The organism is Salinimicrobium xinjiangense DSM 19287 (assembly GCF_000423585.1).
Taxonomy (GTDB): Bacteria; Bacteroidota; Bacteroidia; order Flavobacteriales; family Flavobacteriaceae; genus Salinimicrobium; species Salinimicrobium xinjiangense.
Genome location: NZ_AUIG01000011.1, coordinates 143,020 through 160,096, shown reverse-complemented (window position 1 = coordinate 160,096; position 17,077 = coordinate 143,020). Strand labels below are relative to the sequence as shown.

Below are 17,077 nucleotides of genomic sequence, written 5' to 3'. Positions count from 1 at the left end.
GATAATTAATTTGAGGTTGTTGAATTCACCACTTTTATGTCTGTTCCCAATCGTTGCATATAAGCAATCAGAGCTACGATCTCACGGTCTTTCATCTCTATGAATTCAAGCCCGTTCTCCTGCGCATATTTTTTATCGGCCTCATAACTTTTAACGAAATCTGGATCATTGTACAGGTTTTGCTGAATACCTGCCGCCTGTTCATCCATTAATGCCTGAGCATTTGCAATTTCGGCTTCTGTGTAAGGCACGCCCAGTTTCACCATTGCCTTCATTTTGGCTTCGGTATCTGTGCGATCGTGCTTATCTGTAATGAGCCATTTGTACCCTGGCATAATAGAACCGGAAGAAGTACTTTGTGGATCATACATATGGTTAAAGTGCCAGTTGTCTGAATATTTTCCACCAACCCTCATAAGATCGGGACCGGTACGTTTACTGCCCCAAAGGAATGGGTGATCGTAAACATATTCTCCTGCTTTTGAATATTCTCCATAACGCTCTACTTCGCTTCTGAATGGTCTTACCATTTGAGAGTGACAGGAAACACAACCTTCTCTTATGTAAATATCCCTTCCCTCAAGTTCCAGCGGAGTATAAGGCTTAACACTTGTGATCGTAGGTATATTTGACTTAACCAGGATAGTTGGTACTATCTGAATAATTCCTCCAATAAGAATGGCAATGGTAGCAAGTATGGTAAGTTGAACTGGTTTACGCTCCAGCCAGGTGTGGAAGCCTTCTCCTGCCAGCCTTCTGTTGCTTATCTTTTGAAGCGGCGCAGCTTCTGCCAGTTCATCTGTAACTTCTGTTCCGCTCTTTATGGTTTTATAAACATTGTACAGCAGGATGAACATTCCGAAGATATACATACTACCTCCAATTGCTCTAAACCAGTACATGGGGATAATTTCAGTTACAGTTTCAAGGAAATTTCCGTAAACAAGAGTTCCGTCGGGATTGAATTGTTTCCACATGGACGCCTGTACAAAACCGGCGACATACATAGGCAAAGCATATAAAATGATACCTAAAGTTCCTGTCCAGAAATGTGCGTTTGCCAGTTTAATCGAGTAGAGCTTTGTTTTAAACATTCTTGGAACCAGCCAGTATACCATTCCAAAAGTGAGGAATCCATTCCAGGCCAAAGCTCCTACGTGAACGTGAGCAATTACCCAGTCTGTAAAATGAGCAATTGCATTTACATTTTTTAAGGAAAGCATGGGTCCTTCAAAAGTTGCCATACCATACCCTGTGATCGCAACCACCATGAATTTTAGAACAGGATCGGTTTTAACCTTATCCCATGCGCCACGTAGCGTCAATAATCCGTTGATCATACCACCCCAGGATGGCATAAGGAGCATTACAGAAAATGCAACTCCCAGGTTCTGTGCCCAGTCTGGCAGTGAAGAATATAACAGGTGGTGCGGTCCTGCCCAGATATAAATAAATATAAGTGACCAGAAGTGGATAATAGAAAGTTTATAGGAGTAAACCGGTCTGTTGGCTGCTTTTGGTACAAAATAGTACATAAGCCCCAGGAAAGGAGTGGTTAAAAAGAAGGCTACCGCATTGTGCCCGTACCACCATTGAACAAGTGCGTCCTGCACTCCTGCATAAACCGAGTAACTCTTGAAAAGACCAACAGGAATTGCAAGGCTGTTGAAAATATGGAGGACGGCAACAGTTACAAATGTGGCAATGTAAAACCAAATAGCTACATAAAGGTGTCTCTGTCTTCTTTTAAAAATAGTTGCGATCAAGTTCCATCCAAATACCACCCAAACCACAGCTATTGCAATATCAAAAGGCCATTCCAGCTCGGCATATTCCTTTGAACTGGTATATCCTAAAGGTAACGTGATTGCGGCTCCAATAATGATCAATTGCCAGCCCCAAAAATTAATCTTGCTTAAGATGTCACTGTACATCCTGGCTTTTAACAGCCTTTGGGTGGAGTAATAAACTCCTGCAAAGATCGCGTTCCCCACAAAAGCAAAAATGACCGCATTTGTGTGCAAGGGACGCAAACGACCAAAACTAAGCCACGAAATACCGTCGGTAAGATTAGGAAATAGGAATAAAAAAGCTAAAAGTAGCCCGACTGTCATTCCAATCACTCCCCAGAAAAGAGTGGCGTAAATGAAGTTTTTTACGATTTTGTTGTCGTAGTAGAACTGTTGCAATTCCATGCTTTAATTGTCTTGATTAATTTTTACTCGTTTTGTTTGATTCCTCTTTGACGAGCTCATCCTCAAAAAGAATACGCACAGAAGGGGTATAGTCATCGTCGAACTGGCCGTTCTTTACGGCTATGATAAAAACAACGAAAAAGAATACCGCTACAATAATGCTTATTGTAAGGAGTAAATAGATGACGCTCATACCTATTTATATATGGGGAGCAAAACTAAAGGCATTGTCAATTTGGAAATATGATCTCGGTCATGTTTATCCAAAATGGATCTTTAAAAAATTCATTCATATATGATTAGCATCATAATTCATAGGGCATCTATTTCGGACATTTGTATCTGAAATATTACAATAAACACATCTGATCATGAAAAATTTCAAGAAATCTAAACAAGGAATTACAATCCTTTTCTTTATGGCGGCTCTTGTTGCGGGTCTGCTAACATCATGCGAAAAAGCGGTCGCGGCAAAAGAAAATCCTGAACTTATGAAGGTCTACGGGGAAAGCGAAGCCGAGATGACTGCGCCTCCTATGGTACCAAAACCTGTAGGAAAGAGGGCGGCTACCAAATTAATAGTAAACATGGAGGTCATCGAAAAAGAAATGGAAATGGCTGACGGAGTTACTTATAACTACTGGACCTTTGATGGTTCTGTTCCGGGAAGCTTTATTCGCACCAGGGTAGGAGATGAAGTTGAATTCCACTTTAAAAATCACCCCGACAGTAAATTACCACACAACATTGACCTTCACGCCGTAACAGGCCAGGGGGGAGGAGCCGAGGCTTCTTATGTAGCTCCCGGCCAGCAGGCTACTTTTAATTTTAAAACCATGAACCCCGGTTTATATGTGTACCACTGTGCTACTGCTCCTGTTGGAATGCACATCGCAAACGGTATGTATGGTCTTATATTGGTTGAACCCGAAGGAGGTTTGCCACCGGTAGATCGCGAATATTACGTGATGCAGGGAGATTTCTATACAGAAGGGGAATATGGAGAAAGAGGTCTGCAGGCTTTTGATATGAATAAAGCAATAGACGAAGATGCAGACTATGTTGTATTCAACGGTAAAGTAGGAGGTCTTACAGGAGAAAACGCACTTCATGCAAAAGTAGGAGAGACCGTTAGACTTTTCGTTGGAAACGGAGGTCCTAACCTTGTATCTTCTTTCCATGTAATTGGAGAGATCTTTGACAAAGTATATGTTGAAGGTGGAAGCACTATTAATGAGAACGTTCAAACCACAATTATTCCGGCAGGAGGTGCTGCTATCGTGGAATTCAAAGTAGATACTCCGGGAGAAATGATATTGGTTGATCACTCAATATTCAGAGCTTTTAATAAAGGAGCCCTTGGAGTACTTGAAGTTGAAGGACCGGAGAATACAAAAGTCTTTGCCGGTAGAACTGCAGAAGGAACTTACAATCCAGGAACTACAGTAGCCGGAATAGAAGAAAAAGTGGAAGATTCAGCACCGGTAGCCGAAATGTCCCTTACCGATAAAATGGAAAGAGGAAAACAGGTTTACACTCAAAGCTGTCTGGCCTGCCACCAGGCTAATGGAGCGGGTATTCCAAATGCCTTCCCTCCACTTGCATCTGCAGATTACCTGAATGCAGATGTGCACAGAGCAATTGAAGTCGTCAAATTTGGACTTAATGGTGAGATTAAAGTGAATGGAAATGTATACAACAGCTCCATGCCTGCTCAAAATATCTCAGATGAAGATGTAGCCGCCGTACTTACTTATGTATATAACAACTGGGGCAACAATAAAACTGAGGTTACTCAGGAAATGGTCAAAAAAGCTAAATAGAATAAAAATGAGAACATTAACCAGATTGGCAATATTTATTGGAATTATGATCCAGAGCCAGGCTTACAGCCAGTCTGGTTCAATGGCAAAGGTGACCGGAGGGGAATTCATTCCCCTCTATGGAACCAAAACCGAGGTGGTAATAGGTGATTTTTTAATGGATGTTTTTCCTGTCACCAATGAAGAATTTCTCAGGTTCGTAGAGGAGAATCCAAGATGGAGAAAGTCTCAGGTCAAAAAGCTTTTTGCAGATGACAGTTATCTTGATACCTGGAAAGATGATCTCAATTTTGGAGAGGATAAACAGGGAAATGCGCCTGTTACGAATGTCTCCTGGTACGCGGCAAAGAATTACTGTGAATGTCAGGGAAAAAGATTACCAACTGTAGATGAATGGGAATATGTTGCCATGGCAAACGAAAAACAACCCGATGCGCGCACCGAAAAGTCCTACAATCAGTATATACTTAGCTGGTATGAAACTCCCAGGACCTATAGCAATCCTGTTGGTTCAACCTTTAAAAATTATTGGGGAGTCTATGACCTTCATGGGTTGGTTTGGGAGTGGACTTCAGATTTTAATTCGGTGATGATAGGAGGAGAATCAAGAAAGGACAGTACGGGAGATAACAATCTCTTTTGCGGCGCGGCGGCGGTTGGAGCTACAGATCTTATGAATTATGCTGCTTTTATGCGGTACGCCTTCCGCGGAAGTATGAAGGCACAATTCTCAACCAGGAATCTTGGCTTTCGTTGTGTTCAGGATATTGAAAAACTAAATTTATGACCATGAAAAAAATAATATTAATACTCGTAGTGTCGGTTTTTGCAGCCTGTAATCAGACTCAGAAAGAAGAGGTTGCTATTGAACAGGAAGTAGCCTTAAATGAAACACCCGAAGTAAAACGGGAATTGCCCGAGCTTTCAATTTATAACCTGCCATCCACCTGGACTACCCAGGATAATGAGCATATTCAACTGGAAGATCTTCACGGGAAAGTCCTGGTCATGGTGATGATTTACACCTCCTGTAAAGCTGCCTGTCCACGTTTGATCGCAGATATGCGGAATATTGAAAGGCAGGTGCCGGCCGAAGATCTGGATAAAACAAGGTTTATCATGGTAAGTATAGATCCTGAAACTGACACCCCACAGCGGCTCCATTCTTTTGCAAAAGAAAATGAAATGGAAGACGATCACTGGATGTTCCTTCGTGGTACGCCCGAAGATACCAGGGAATTTGCTGCTGTATTAGCTGTAAGCTATAAAAAGATCTCTCCTATTGATTTTTCTCATTCCAATATCATCAGCGTTTTTGATGAAGAAGGAGTGTTGGTTCATCAGCAGGAAGGCCTTGGAGTAGATAATACCGAAACTGTGGAGGCAATTAAAGCTGAAGTTTCAAACTAGAAAGATTTCATGACAGATAGGAAAAGGCTGCTGCAAAGCGGCCTTTCTTATTTTAGTTGCATTTCCATCTCCGATGTACCCCAATCTGCTGCCCAAAAATCCAACTCAAAATGCACTTTTTGGGTCTTTGGTCCTTCAGGTCTTTACTTCGGAAGGAGGTGAATTCCATAGAGCACCCTTAAAAACTACGGTCTCATATCTTCATATTCTTCCCGGGTAATTTCATAGGTAACTTCTTTTGCAGTTTCTCCTGTTCTCCTGAAATGTAAACGAACCAGGAGGTTAATCGCCCCGAAATTTGTAGATGAAGTTTCCGCAAAGATCTTCTTTAAGCCTATGGTATCAAAACCAAAGCTTATTGCGAGACTCATTGCTTTCGTCATGTAGCCCTTGCCTCTAAAAGCAGGAAGCAACACGCATCCCAGTTCTCCCGAAGCATCTTGAAGACCGCGGTAATAGCCGCAGGTCCCGGTAATTTCTCTGGAGCTTTTATCTTCAATGATCCAATGAATGCTATCTCCCTTAATATAATCCATGTGAATTTTCTGAAGCATTTCTGCAGCTTCGGCTTCAGTTTCTGCCTTTTTGCCATCGTAATAGGAAATCGGTAAAAGCTGTGGGATATCTTTAGCCTGAGAATTCCGCAGGATCAGATCTTCAGAAATTAGAACAGGAAAATGAATATAGGGCGGGAGTGACATTTTGTATTAGAAAAAATTAAAGATAGTTAGAAATGTCATTTTTGAAGCTTCTTAAAATAATCTTCCGCAAAACAAATTACCGGTAATTGATTACAGGGGAACTATCAGTTAATTTTTAAAAGGGAATTATAAGGGGGGAGGTGGAAAATCCAGAGGACAAGAAGCAAGTAGGGGATTGCTTTCTTGTTGGCTCCTTCTGCCCAAGGGCAGAAATAACAAATAATTTAATCACTCTCCTAAAATAGCATTTCCGCCGGATAATTTTCAGATAATTTTTAAAAAATACAGGGAAGGGATTATCAGGCTCCAAAAATGGCATTTTCAGAGCCTGTTTAAATTCAGATCTTTCTGCCAATTAAATTAGTGCAAACCGTGGCAAAAGCGATTATGCTTATTGAGCTTAGAGGCATAAGAACGGCAGCAATAATAGGTGAAAGTTGTCCGGTAACCGCGAAATACAAGCCTACAACATTGTAAAGAAATGAAAGGATCATGCTGACCTTTATTACTGTCATCGCTTTCTTGGATGCCTGTATGAATTTAAACAAACTTCCAAAGCGACTGGCATCCAGAATAGCATCACAGGCGGGGGAGAAGACATTTACATTTTCTGAAATTGCGATCCCCACCTCACTTTTGGCCAGGGCGCCTGCATCATTCAATCCGTCCCCAACCATAATGGTTTTTCGTCCTTCCTTTTGAAGCTCTCCAATATATTCCAGTTTGTCTTCAGGTTTTTGATTAAACCTCATTTCGGTACCTCCCGGCAATAATTTTTCCAGTCGTTCTCTTTCGCCTTCGTTGTCCCCTGAAAGTATGGAAAGCTTATAATCTGGCGCGAAATCCAGGAATAGATCTTCAACTCCCTCCCGGTATTCATTGAAGAATATATAACGCCCTTTGTACTGGTTATTTGCGCTTATATGCACAGAGGTATTAAGTGTGGGTGCCGTTACAGCATTACCCACAAATTCGGCCGATCCCACTCTCATAGCCTGCTTTTGATGAACAGCCTCAATTCCTTTTCCGGTTACCTCCCTAAATTCTTCGGGCGGAGTAATATCATACTCGGCCAGCATATCGTAAAGCGTCCTGCTTAAAGGGTGATTTGAAGCCCGAAGCGTATTTTTTAGCAGCGATTCTTCTGCGGCAGTCAATGTGATGCCTTCATAACTTATACTGCTTTTTTTGTTGGAGGTAATCGTTCCTGTCTTATCGAAAATTACTGTGTCGGCCTTTGCAAGCTGCTCTATTACTCCGGCATTTTTAAGATAGAATTTTTTGTTTCCGAAGATTCGCAACAAATTTCCCAGCGTAAAGGGAGTGGACATGGCGAGGGCACAGGGACAGGCAATAATGAGTACCGCAGTAAAGACATTGATTGCAGTACCAACATCGAGAAAAGCCCAGAATCCTGCAGCTGTAAAAGCGATAATGAGCAGTACAGCGGTAAAATACTTACTTATATGGTTTATAAAAGAGGTAAAGGAATCCTCCTTTTTGACATGGAAGACATCATTACTCCACAGTTTTGTCAGATAACTTTGAGAAACCGATTTTAAAGCTTCCATTTCGATCATTCCTGAAACCTGCCGCCCCCCGGCAAAGAGTTTATCGCCCGATTCTTTTTGTACGGCTTCAGACTCTCCGGTAACAAAACTATAATCGATCCTCGCATTTCCACTTATGAGGATTCCATCTACCGGAATAAGTTCTTCATTGCGAATTAAAATCCTGTCGCCCTTCTCAATGTCATGAACATGAATACTCTCTTCCTTATTTTCTGCAGATATACGTGTAATTCCAATAGGAAAATAAGACTTGTAATCCCTCTCAAAAGAGAGAAAACTATAGGTCTTATGTTGAAAGAATTTTCCAAGGGTGAGGAAAAACACAAGCCCGGTAAGGCTGTCGAAAAATCCTGTGCCCCAATCGAAAATGATCTCCAGGGTGCTTCTTACAAATAATACCAGTACTCCTAGAGCAAGAGGCACATCAATATTTAAAATTTTCGCACGTAAACCTTTATAGGCTGAAATAAAATAATCCTGAGCGGCATAGAAGACCACCGGTAATGAAAAGCTAAACATGAGCCATCTAAAGAGACCCTTATATTGTTCAAGCCAGTACTCATTTACTTCAAAATATTCAGGAAAAGAGAGGAACATTACGTTTCCGAATGCAAAACCTGCTATTCCCAGCTTGTAAATTATGGAGCGGTCAATTTTTTTCTTTGCCCCTTCGGTATCCTCGAGGCTAATGTAGGGTTCGTACCCAATGCTGCTAAGGAACAGCACCAGATCTTTAAGATCGATCTTTTCTGTGTTATAGGTGACCCGGATGGTCTTTTTAGGAAAATCTACCTGGGAAGTACTAATACCCGATCTTAATTTGTTGAGGTTCTCCAGGATCCAGATACAGGAGCTGCAGTGGATATGAGGAATGTAAAGAGAAACGATCTGAACATTGCCATCGCTGAATTCCAGCAATTTGTCAACTATCTGTTCGTTACTTAAGAAATCGTATTTGCCTTCATATTTTGAAGGTGCAGCACCGGGAGCAGCCTCCATATCATAATAGGAAGAGAGACCACTTTCAGAAAAAATTTCATAAACAGTTTTGCAGCCATTGCAACAAAATGACTTTTCATCAAATTTGATGCATGACTTAATGGTATCACCGCAGTGATAACATGAAAGATCCTCCATAAATAATTGCTCGTTTCGTACCTGGGACAAAGGTTGAAAATGAGCACGTTGGAAAATATGATCCTCGTCAGATTTTTAAAAGTTTAACGGGATTGGGTTCTGGCGTATTTTTCTGTTTCAGAGTTTAGTTCTGCTCCCAGGAGAATTATAAAACTTGTGAGAAACAGCCATAACAACATGACGACAACTGCAGAGATGGAGCCGTATACTTCGCCATAGCTTCCGAAGTTTTTCACGTAAAAAGAGAATCCCCAGGAGGCGATCAACCATAAAATTGTAGCCAATAAGGCTCCCGGTAACACCCATTTGAATGCCGGGCTCTTTTTGGCGGGAGCGTAACGATAAACTGCGGCCAGAAAGTAGACTACTATAGCGGCCAAAATTAGCCAGCGACCATATTGAATTATTGATTCCAGTGTAGATGGCAGCCCCAGGAATTCAACAATGGCAGGAAAAACCACAATTACACCCATGCTGAGGATCACAAGAATGATGGCAGCAAAAGTAAAGAGTAATGTAAGACCGTTTTGTTTGAAGAAGCCACGATCATTATTCGTCTCGTATGCAATGTCAATTCCGGTGAAAAGAGATTTTGTCCCCTTATTGGCACTCCATAAGCTAAAAAGAATCCCAATTGCCATACTCCATCCCAAAGCAGTACCCGATGTTGAAACAAGAGATTCCAGCTGACCTTCCAATATTTCCAGGGCCTGATCGGGCATTACAGAAGAGATCTTTTCCAATTGTTGCTGAATACTCTGTGGGTCCATGGCAAGACCATAAATGGATACCAGGGCACCTATAGCGGGAAAAACTGCCAAAAACGCATAGAATGCAACTCCGGCAGAAACTATTGACACATTGTTATCCCCAATTTCATCCTTCACACTAAGAGCTATGGATTTCCATCCTGAAAAGGGAATTTTAGATGGTTTAGAAAGTTGAAATGATCTACTGTATTTATTACTCATTATATTGTCTTTATACTGCTGACTTATTAAAATAATAAAATACTACCTGAAGATCGGTTTTTGAGCCTATAAACTATTGTTAATTCCCTGGTGCGTCAAGGTTTCATACTTCCCTTTTTTCGAAAATGTCCTATTACCGAAGGGGCGGTAAATCCATGGATCACAATTGAAATCAAAATAATATAAGCCGTAATTGCGTAAAGTTCATTTTTATGATCAAAATAATCATAGGAAACAAAAGCCCAGGACAGGTAAAATATTGAGCCGATACCCCTTATCCCAAAGAAACTGACGGCAAGTTTACTTTTGAAACTGTCCTTAAAGCCTGAAAGTGCTATAAGACCGGCAAGAGGTCTTACGAGCAGAACAAAAATAAAAGCAAATGCAATACCTTTCCAGTCGGTTAGGCTAAGCATTCCATTCATAATAGAGCCCCCAAAGAGCAGAATATAGATCACCATGAAAAGGTGTTCCATTTCGGTAATAAAGTCATGAAGCTTCTTTTTGTAATTCTGATCTACTTTTTCATAATATCTAAGGCTGAAACCCGCAAAGAATACAGCAAGAAATCCGTAGCCATGAATGAGCTCGGTGAAACCATAGGTCATGAAAGTAAGAGACAGGGCAAGGAATCCCACAAAGGTTTTCACCCCGGCATATTTATAGAGTCGGTCCATTAACATCCCTATCAACCACCCAATGAAAAGACCTGCAATTACTCCTATGACCACCTTCAGTATCAATTTGTCCCAGAGCCAGTCGGTGAAATTGAAGGCAGCCCAACTTCCTGCCTGCGCCACCAGGACTGCAAGATAGGAGAAGGGAAAGGCGATCCCGTCATTTAATCCTGCTTCGGCAGTTAGGGTAAACCTTATGTCATTTTCATAATCTTCTTCTTCCAGGGGGTCATCCAGTTGCACCTCTGCCGCCAGCACGGGATCTGTAGGAGCAAGCACTGCTGCCAGTAAAAGACTTGAAGGAACACTTAGCAGCAGGAAATATTGTCCTAAAAAATAAGCGGACACCATGCATATAGGCATGGTAACAAAGACGAGTAAAAGAGGCTTGCGCCATGCCTTTAAGGAATAGTTTTCCCCCATCTTTAGACCGGCTCCCATTAGAGATATAATTACCAGCGCTTCCGAAAAGTACATAAGATCCAGGTCATTCCACAATGGGTCTGGCCATCCCAAAGGCAGTCCTACTGCAAAAAGACCGAAACCTATCAGCAATAAAAGTATGGGAGAACTAATTTTAAGCCTTTCAGAAAAAGCCGGAAGCCAGGCCATAATAATAGTAGCAAACCCAAGTCCTGCCAGAATGAGATAGTGTTCCTGCATATGTGTTAAAAATAAGATTTAATCTTTGCCGTAATTCATAAAGCTTTGTTAGTAATTGAGAATAATAGCTTCAGAACAAATTGCTTGGATATTATCCTATAAAAATATTGGATATTTTCCTAAATAGTTTAAATTTGTTTGTATGGGAACAGATATTTCACCGGAGATTAAGAGATTTAAAGAGGTTAGGGATGAAAATAATTTCACCCAGGCCGATTTCGCCCAGTTACTGGGTATCAAAAATTCTACTGCAGATATTGAGCGGGGCCGTACTAAATTATCGGGTAAAGTTGTGGCTGAACTTTTAAGGCAGTTCGGGATCAATCCGCTTTGGTTGTTTGGGGAAAGCAATCAAAAATATCTTCAGGTAAGCAAGGGGGATGTAAGTCCGAAAGTAGTAAGTTTAAATAGTGCAGGAGAAGAAAATATTGCCCTGGTTAATGTGAAAGCTGCGGCAGGTTATCCACACAATGTACAGGATGTGGACTGGTACCAACAGCTTCCTGCTTTTGATATTCCCTTACCCGAGTACAGGAATGCTTCTCACAGAGGTTTTCAGGTAGAAGGGGATAGTATGCTTCCTAACTTCAGGCCGGGAGAATGGGTGCTGGGAAAAGCTGTTCCTACAATCGAGGAAGCCAGTAATAACCGGGTTTATGTAGTGGTATTATATGATTCAGTTCTGGTAAAAAAGATTCAGAAGTTGCCGGATCCTTCCAAACTATTGCTGATTTCCCTGAATGAAGAATATCTTCCAATTGAAGTTAATGTGAATGATATACAGGAGTTGTGGCAGGTGAATTCGAAACTTACCTTTAATCTTGAAGCTCCTTCAGAAAGTAGCCTTCTAAAACAACTACAACAATCTATGGAAGAACTTAAAAGTGAATTTAAATCCATAAGACAATAAAAAACGGCCTGAAATAAATCAGGCCGTTCTTCAGGATCCTGAGATCCCTGGTTAAAGTTGGTTAGTCGATCCTGTTACAGATCATCTTGTCCGCCAAGGCCGGTATTTTCCCTGGTTTCATCTACTCCTTCTTCCACAGCTTCTCCCGTAGCTTCTGCAGCTGTCTGGGTTTCTCTACATGAAATTAATGCCGTAGAAAGAGAAAAAGAAAGTAATAAGAATAAAATATACTTTTTCATAGTTTTAATTGGTGCGGGAAACTCTTAGTCGATTTCATCTTCTAAGTCATCTCCGGCTTCTTCGATGTCTTCACCTACCTGTTCCATGTCATCTCTAACTTCGACATCATCGGCTTCACGCTCTGTCTCGCGACAGGAGATAAAAGCAGAACTGAAGGTAAAGAGCAGTGCAAATAATAAAGCAATACGTTTCATAAGCATAGTTTTAGTTGTTAGCATCAACAAATTTTGGACTAAATATCTAATTTTTAACACATTTAGTGCTAAAGTTTTCAAAACGAAACCTTAAAACTTAGTTGCAGCTTAATTGTCGTCGCCGATTCTATCTATTTCTTCATCAATTTCTTTGTTAACTTCCCGGTCGACCTCTTTTCCGGTTCTTTCAATAAGTCCTTCGCGGTCTTCTTCCACCTCCACTTCTTCCACTTCTCTTTCTCGTACTACTTCTCTTTCTGTAACGGTTTCCCTACAGGATGTAAAAAAAATACTTCCCAAGGCAAGTACTACAAATAAACTTTTGGTTTTCATAAGTTAGTGTTTATGGTTTGAAACAGCCAAAGTATGAAACTCTTCTCCCTGAATAGGGTATTTTGGCAGGAATTTAGGATGCTTTCTGAAGTAAATTTTAAAATGTAATGGGTTTTCTCCTACAATTTCAGATTTCTTTAAGGCTCTAAGGAATTAAAAGTTGATCAAAAGACCTGGATACAATCAGCATCCGGGTTATAAAATATCAGGTCTAATAATAGCCGTTATAAATGTTATTTTTATTTATTTTCAGAGTTATTTCGGGAATTTATGTCGGTCTTCCCGCTATTATTACCCATCATAACACGGTTATAAGTCTGAAACTCCTGTCGGTCAAGAACACCATCGTTATTTCTATCCCATCTTTTAAAGTTGGCACTTATCCATTCCTCCATACTTACAGAATTGTTTTGATCCCGGTCATAAGTCCTGAACCAGTTTGATCTGGAGAATCCTTGATTCCACTCTGTTTCTGATAGCTGATCATTCTCATCGATATCAAAACGTGTAAAATCATCTTCACTGGCATATTCTCCATAGGTGTTGAGGTAGCCTTCCTGCCATTCCTCCCGACTTATATTATTATCACGGTTGCTATCAGCATTTTTAAAGTTGGCACGGGAAAATTCCTCATTATTCAGATTTCCTGAAATATCTGCATCATATCCTGAGAACTCTGCCTGATATGATTCACTAAACTCATTTTCATCCCATTGGTTGTCTCTGTTAGCATCATAACTGCCGAAACCGCCATCCATTGCGCCATCATCTTCATAGAGATCTGGATCTCTTTCTTCCAGGATTTCCACTTCCCCGGCTTCTCTTTCGGTATCCTTACAAGCTAAAAAAGTGCTACTCAGGCCTAATAGAATACTGAATAATAAGATGTTAGTTTTCATGTTTTATAAATTAAAAACTTCTGCGGAAGATTTCCTTCCGCAGAAGTTGATTTCTACTCTAAAATATTCCTTCAAGAGCAAGCATTCCACCAACTGCTGAAGCTGCTGCCGACACAATGCCTGTGGCCACCAGCCACCAGGCTGCCGTCGCGGCTGCCTTGCGGGATTCTTCGGCTGCAATAAGAGCCTTTTCTTTAGCCTCTTCCATTTTTTCATTTACCTTGATCTGTATCTCGTAAGCTTTTTCAAGTACAGTGTCTCTTGCGCTTACTATCTTGTCTGCAATAGGTTCTGCTTCGGTTCGGCTTAGAGATGTTTGAGTGGTGATCATGGTGATCATCTCTTCTTTATTATAGTGCTCCAGCTTGTAGCGCAGATCGGGACCGGCTCCGGAATCCTGAAAGATCGAAGTGAAATCGGAATAGATCCTGTTAAGATCGGCCGTACCGCTGTTGAACATACCTCTAACCTTCGACTCAATATCGCCCTTCTTCTGTTCTAGTTCTCCTTTTTTCGCATCAGCAGTCTGCTGGCCGTCGCTAAAGAAGGCATTCACCTTGTTGAGCACTTTTTCCACCTGGGATATCTTTTGATCGGCTTCCTGTTCACTCATATCCTGAGATGCAAGCAGTTGAACAAGAGTTTTTCTATCCATTGCGCTGGCTTTTGCCTTAGCTATGTTGGTGGCCTGTTTAGGTTCATTAAGTATTCTCTTAAGATCCTGCTCCAGTTTTTCCGGTTGAAGCTCTCTGTTATCGGTGTTTTTCAGAGCTTTTCTAATCTCTTCCTGATATTTTTCAATTTGCTGCCTGTCGGCCGGAGTGAGATCTTCAATTCCTGCCTTGGCCTTTTCCTCAGGAGAGGCATCACTTTGTGCAATGTCTTTGATACTGTTCACATGATCTTTTACAGCTTGTTTGTCTTCTTTCGATAGGGTGCTCTTATCAGCTTCTTCAAGAATTAACTTTTTGACTGAGTTTGGGTAGTCGAAATCTGCTTTTTCGGTAACCTGTAGATCGGTTAAAAGATCTTTGATCTGCTTCTTGATATTATTTATGTCCACCTTCTGTGGTTTTAACTGCTGAACATAATCTTCAACCTTTTTGTCTACATCATGAGTAGTAAAAAGTTTTTCCAGCTGCTTTCTCATTTCTTTTGCCTCAGTTTTGGCTTTTGTCTTAGCCACGTCTTTAGCGACACCGGCATCAGATTTTGAGAAAACCGAACCTGCCGATGATAAACTGCTTTTTACAGTGGAAGCGAGACCTCCAACCAGTGAGGTTACCATGTTCACCTCAAGATAAGTGACCACCATAAAGAAAGCGGCCCAAATTACCAGTCCTAATGTAGCTCCAATAAAATTCGCGCCTACCAATCCCAGTTTTACAGCGAACAAACTGGCAAAGAAAAGTGCTACAGACGTGGTTATTAGGGTCCATGCACCCAGACCTGTTGAGACCTTCTGGCCCACATTCATTCCGTCGTCGTCGTCCTCTTCGTAATTTTCTTTTCGGGCCTTTTGACGACCTTTGTCGTCATTCGTATGTCCTTTCTTCCTTATGTCTCCCACAGCGGTTATTCCTCCTGCTACAGATAATGCAGTGAGCAATAGCTGAAATCCGAGCGCCAGGATTACTCCGGCTACCAGGGCTACAAAGAAGTTAGTGTCTTCAAAAAAGTATGCTGCACCAGCTTCTTCCTGTGCTAATAAAGTTGTGGGAAATAAAATCGATAAAATTAAGATATTCTTTTTCATACCTGATTTTTAATTGGTTATACTTCAATTTATGAAGATTTTCCATCAGGTAATTTTAAAGTAGTCTTAAATCCGTCATTTTTAAGGATACCTTATTATAAGTGCTGCTATTCGTTAAAGCTTTACGGAGGATTTTAAGAATTAAGCTTTGATGATAGCTTCAGGTAGATCTCTTCGCATGCCTGTTTGGAAAGAGGTTTTTCCCTGTAATCGATCACCCGCGAATATTTTTTGGCCTGTTCCCTGTCGCTCCAGTTTATAGAGGAGGTGACCATTACCACATAGACAATATCGCTGTTAGGCATCTGTTCCAGTCTTTCCAGGAAATCCCACCCATTAATTCCCGGCATATTGATATCAAGAAATACAAGAATTTTTCGGGTCCTTTTAGCCTGACTTATGAACTCAAGTGCATCTCCTGCATTCAGAAAATCCTTCACATTAGAAGGTAGCCGGCTCTTCTTAATGAGAACCTTGTGCAGGAACAAAACTACCGCATCATCATCAATAACAACAATGTCTAGATTCATATAAGCAGGTGAAGCAATCCGGGATTGGGGGCAGCCGGTATTGCGGTTGATAAAATCATGTAAAGGATCAAATATAAATAAATTATATCGCCTATAATTAAAATGTAAAAAGGACTTCCCTGTATTCCCAGACTTTGAAAATGAATAAAAGTAGAAATATGGCTGTTACAACAAATTCCATAAAAGTAGAAGCCAAAAGTCCAATAAATGAACCTGATGCAGCTTTGAGAGCCGTGCGGGAATCGGCTTTATTCATGATCTCACCAATATAAGCGCCTATAAAAGGAGCTATGAGAATGGCAAAAGGTATAGGGATGAAGATTCCGGCAAAAAGACCTATGGTAGCTCCAAACATGCCCTGTTTGCTCCCGCCGAGATATTTTGTGCCGATTGCCGGAATTGCATATTGTAACGCAAAAATTATAACAGTGATCAGGAGTGTGATGCCAAGGTACGTGTAGTTTATGGGTATCACAGAAGTGAGATGCAATAGGAGTAAACCACCCCAGCTCACCGGAATTCCGGGAAGCATAGGCAGGAAACTTCCAAGAATACCAACCAGCATAAGAATGCCGGCAAGGACAACCAGAAAAAGGTCCATAAATAAAATTTTCGGCTAAGATAAAGAAACAGCAGAAACAAAAAATAACTAAAACATTAGTTTAAACTAAACAATTAGTTTATATTAGCATTTATAATTCAGGATTATGAAACAATTGACCAAAGCCGAAGAAGAGATCATGCAGATCCTGTGGGATCTAAAAGAAGCTAATGTGGCTTCCATAATAGAGGAAATGCCCGAGCCTAAACCGGCTTATAATACAGTATCCACCATCGTCCGTATCCTGGAAAGCAAGGAATTTGTAGATCATCGAAAAGTGGGAAAAGGTTATATCTATTTTCCGCTGGTTGAAAAAGAGACCTATACCAATCAAAGCATGAACAAGCTTATTGATGGATATTTCAATGGTTCCTTTAAAAGCATGGTATCTTTCTTTATGAAGAAAAATAAAATGGACACCAGGGAACTGGAAGCCATTCTTAAAGAGATCAACAAAAAAGAATAA

The 17,077-nt window shown here is 40.9% G+C and carries 18 protein-coding genes; 5 read left to right on the top strand and 13 right to left on the bottom strand.

Features of this window, described 5'->3' with window-relative positions; all coding sequences use genetic code 11:
- Positions 1 to 5 precede the first annotated feature (5 nt).
- Together ccoN and ccoS are read right to left on the bottom strand one after the other, a co-directional pair.
- Positions 6 to 2,195 (bottom strand): cytochrome-c oxidase, cbb3-type subunit I, encoded by a 2,190-nt coding sequence (gene ccoN, locus G564_RS0105325; protein WP_029036745.1) that lies wholly within the window; start codon positions 2,193 to 2,195, stop codon positions 6 to 8.
- 16 nt (positions 2,196 to 2,211) lie between these two features.
- The gene (gene ccoS / locus G564_RS20110; protein WP_084625581.1) at positions 2,212 to 2,388 is read right to left on the bottom strand and encodes a cbb3-type cytochrome oxidase assembly protein CcoS; all 177 of its coding nucleotides are present in this window, start codon (positions 2,386 to 2,388) and stop codon (positions 2,212 to 2,214) included.
- A 172-nt stretch (positions 2,389 to 2,560) separates the two neighbouring features.
- Between ccoS and nirK the strand changes: the two genes are divergently transcribed.
- Genes nirK through G564_RS0105305 form a run of 3 tightly spaced genes read left to right on the top strand, consistent with a single transcriptional unit; the run spans position 2,561 to position 5,428 of the window.
- A complete protein-coding gene (nirK, locus tag G564_RS0105315) occupies positions 2,561 to 4,018 on the top strand; it encodes a copper-containing nitrite reductase (RefSeq protein WP_394330241.1) in 1,458 nt (485 codons plus the stop codon).
- A 7-nt stretch (positions 4,019 to 4,025) separates the two neighbouring features.
- Complete coding sequence (locus G564_RS0105310) at positions 4,026 to 4,805, top strand: formylglycine-generating enzyme family protein (RefSeq protein WP_029036743.1); 780 nt, start codon at positions 4,026 to 4,028, stop codon at positions 4,803 to 4,805.
- 2 nt (positions 4,806 to 4,807) lie between these two features.
- Complete coding sequence (locus G564_RS0105305; RefSeq protein WP_029036742.1) at positions 4,808 to 5,428, top strand: SCO family protein; 621 nt, start codon at positions 4,808 to 4,810, stop codon at positions 5,426 to 5,428.
- Positions 5,429 to 5,613: 185 nt separating this feature from the next.
- Here the strand turns inward: G564_RS0105305 and G564_RS0105295 are convergent, their stop codons facing one another.
- From G564_RS0105295 to G564_RS0105275, 4 genes are all read right to left on the bottom strand, one after another.
- Positions 5,614 to 6,129, bottom strand: a complete 516-nt coding sequence (locus G564_RS0105295; RefSeq protein ID WP_029036741.1) for a GNAT family N-acetyltransferase — start codon at positions 6,127 to 6,129, stop codon at positions 5,614 to 5,616.
- Between the two features lie 338 nt (positions 6,130 to 6,467).
- A complete protein-coding gene (locus G564_RS0105285) occupies positions 6,468 to 8,837 on the bottom strand; it encodes a heavy metal translocating P-type ATPase (protein ID WP_029036739.1) in 2,370 nt (789 codons plus the stop codon).
- 83 nt (positions 8,838 to 8,920) lie between these two features.
- The gene (locus tag G564_RS0105280; protein WP_029036738.1) at positions 8,921 to 9,808 is read right to left on the bottom strand and encodes a YihY/virulence factor BrkB family protein; all 888 of its coding nucleotides are present in this window, start codon (positions 9,806 to 9,808) and stop codon (positions 8,921 to 8,923) included.
- Positions 9,809 to 9,903: 95 nt separating this feature from the next.
- Positions 9,904 to 11,148 (bottom strand): cation:proton antiporter, encoded by a 1,245-nt coding sequence (locus tag G564_RS0105275; RefSeq protein ID WP_029036737.1) that lies wholly within the window; start codon positions 11,146 to 11,148, stop codon positions 9,904 to 9,906.
- A gap of 142 nt (positions 11,149 to 11,290) precedes the next feature.
- On the opposite strand from G564_RS0105275, the gene G564_RS0105270 reads away from it, so the two are divergent.
- Complete coding sequence (locus G564_RS0105270) at positions 11,291 to 12,058, top strand: XRE family transcriptional regulator (RefSeq protein WP_029036736.1); 768 nt, start codon at positions 11,291 to 11,293, stop codon at positions 12,056 to 12,058.
- 74 nt (positions 12,059 to 12,132) lie between these two features.
- Here the strand turns inward: G564_RS0105270 and G564_RS20465 are convergent, their stop codons facing one another.
- From G564_RS20465 to G564_RS0105235, 7 genes are all read right to left on the bottom strand, one after another.
- Positions 12,133 to 12,297 (bottom strand): hypothetical protein, encoded by a 165-nt coding sequence (locus G564_RS20465; RefSeq protein WP_169578111.1) that lies wholly within the window; start codon positions 12,295 to 12,297, stop codon positions 12,133 to 12,135.
- A gap of 24 nt (positions 12,298 to 12,321) precedes the next feature.
- The gene (locus tag G564_RS20270; RefSeq protein WP_156879177.1) at positions 12,322 to 12,516 is read right to left on the bottom strand and encodes a hypothetical protein; all 195 of its coding nucleotides are present in this window, start codon (positions 12,514 to 12,516) and stop codon (positions 12,322 to 12,324) included.
- Positions 12,517 to 12,600: 84 nt separating this feature from the next.
- Positions 12,601 to 12,825, bottom strand: coding sequence for a hypothetical protein (locus G564_RS0105255; RefSeq protein ID WP_029036735.1), 225 nt, complete (start codon positions 12,823 to 12,825; stop codon positions 12,601 to 12,603).
- A gap of 239 nt (positions 12,826 to 13,064) precedes the next feature.
- A complete protein-coding gene (locus tag G564_RS0105250) occupies positions 13,065 to 13,724 on the bottom strand; it encodes an EF-hand domain-containing protein (RefSeq protein WP_029036734.1) in 660 nt (219 codons plus the stop codon).
- 58 nt (positions 13,725 to 13,782) lie between these two features.
- Positions 13,783 to 15,480, bottom strand: a complete 1,698-nt coding sequence (locus G564_RS0105245) for a hypothetical protein (protein WP_029036733.1) — start codon at positions 15,478 to 15,480, stop codon at positions 13,783 to 13,785.
- Positions 15,481 to 15,614: 134 nt separating this feature from the next.
- Positions 15,615 to 16,010: a response regulator gene (locus tag G564_RS18635; RefSeq protein WP_037373531.1), complete on the bottom strand. Its 396-nt coding sequence runs from the start codon at positions 16,008 to 16,010 to the stop codon at positions 15,615 to 15,617.
- A 97-nt stretch (positions 16,011 to 16,107) separates the two neighbouring features.
- Positions 16,108 to 16,611 carry a DUF456 domain-containing protein gene (locus G564_RS0105235; RefSeq protein ID WP_029036732.1) on the bottom strand — a complete coding sequence of 168 codons (504 nt, stop codon included), beginning with the start codon at positions 16,609 to 16,611 and terminating at the stop codon, positions 16,108 to 16,110.
- Positions 16,612 to 16,717: 106 nt separating this feature from the next.
- Between G564_RS0105235 and G564_RS0105230 the strand changes: the two genes are divergently transcribed.
- Positions 16,718 to 17,077, top strand: a complete 360-nt coding sequence (locus G564_RS0105230) for a BlaI/MecI/CopY family transcriptional regulator (RefSeq protein ID WP_029036731.1) — start codon at positions 16,718 to 16,720, stop codon at positions 17,075 to 17,077.

Excerpts from the sequence above, each read along its gene's own strand:
- G564_RS20270 (WP_156879177.1), bottom strand. The coding sequence starts at position 12,516 with ATGCTAACAACTAAAACTATGCTTATGAAACGTATTGCTTTATTATTT.
- G564_RS20465 (WP_169578111.1), bottom strand. The coding sequence starts at position 12,297 with ATGAAAAAGTATATTTTATTCTTATTACTTTCTTTTTCTCTTTCTACG.
- G564_RS0105275 (WP_029036737.1), bottom strand. The coding sequence starts at position 11,148 with ATGCAGGAACACTATCTCATTCTGGCAGGACTTGGGTTTGCTACTATT.
- G564_RS0105310 (WP_029036743.1), top strand. The coding sequence starts at position 4,026 with ATGAGAACATTAACCAGATTGGCAATATTTATTGGAATTATGATCCAG.
- G564_RS0105285 (WP_029036739.1), bottom strand. The coding sequence starts at position 8,837 with ATGGAGGATCTTTCATGTTATCACTGCGGTGATACCATTAAGTCATGC.
- G564_RS18635 (WP_037373531.1), bottom strand. The coding sequence starts at position 16,010 with ATGAATCTAGACATTGTTGTTATTGATGATGATGCGGTAGTTTTGTTC.
- G564_RS0105280 (WP_029036738.1), bottom strand. The coding sequence starts at position 9,808 with ATGAGTAATAAATACAGTAGATCATTTCAACTTTCTAAACCATCTAAA.
- G564_RS0105250 (WP_029036734.1), bottom strand. The coding sequence starts at position 13,724 with ATGAAAACTAACATCTTATTATTCAGTATTCTATTAGGCCTGAGTAGC.
- G564_RS0105270 (WP_029036736.1), top strand. The coding sequence starts at position 11,291 with ATGGGAACAGATATTTCACCGGAGATTAAGAGATTTAAAGAGGTTAGG.
- ccoN (WP_029036745.1), bottom strand. The coding sequence starts at position 2,195 with ATGGAATTGCAACAGTTCTACTACGACAACAAAATCGTAAAAAACTTC.
- G564_RS0105230 (WP_029036731.1), top strand. The coding sequence starts at position 16,718 with ATGAAACAATTGACCAAAGCCGAAGAAGAGATCATGCAGATCCTGTGG.
- G564_RS0105305 (WP_029036742.1), top strand. The coding sequence starts at position 4,808 with ATGAAAAAAATAATATTAATACTCGTAGTGTCGGTTTTTGCAGCCTGT.
- G564_RS0105235 (WP_029036732.1), bottom strand. The coding sequence starts at position 16,611 with ATGGACCTTTTTCTGGTTGTCCTTGCCGGCATTCTTATGCTGGTTGGT.
- G564_RS0105245 (WP_029036733.1), bottom strand. The coding sequence starts at position 15,480 with ATGAAAAAGAATATCTTAATTTTATCGATTTTATTTCCCACAACTTTA.
- G564_RS0105255 (WP_029036735.1), bottom strand. The coding sequence starts at position 12,825 with ATGAAAACCAAAAGTTTATTTGTAGTACTTGCCTTGGGAAGTATTTTT.
- ccoS (WP_084625581.1), bottom strand. The coding sequence starts at position 2,388 with ATGAGCGTCATCTATTTACTCCTTACAATAAGCATTATTGTAGCGGTA.
- G564_RS0105295 (WP_029036741.1), bottom strand. The coding sequence starts at position 6,129 with ATGTCACTCCCGCCCTATATTCATTTTCCTGTTCTAATTTCTGAAGAT.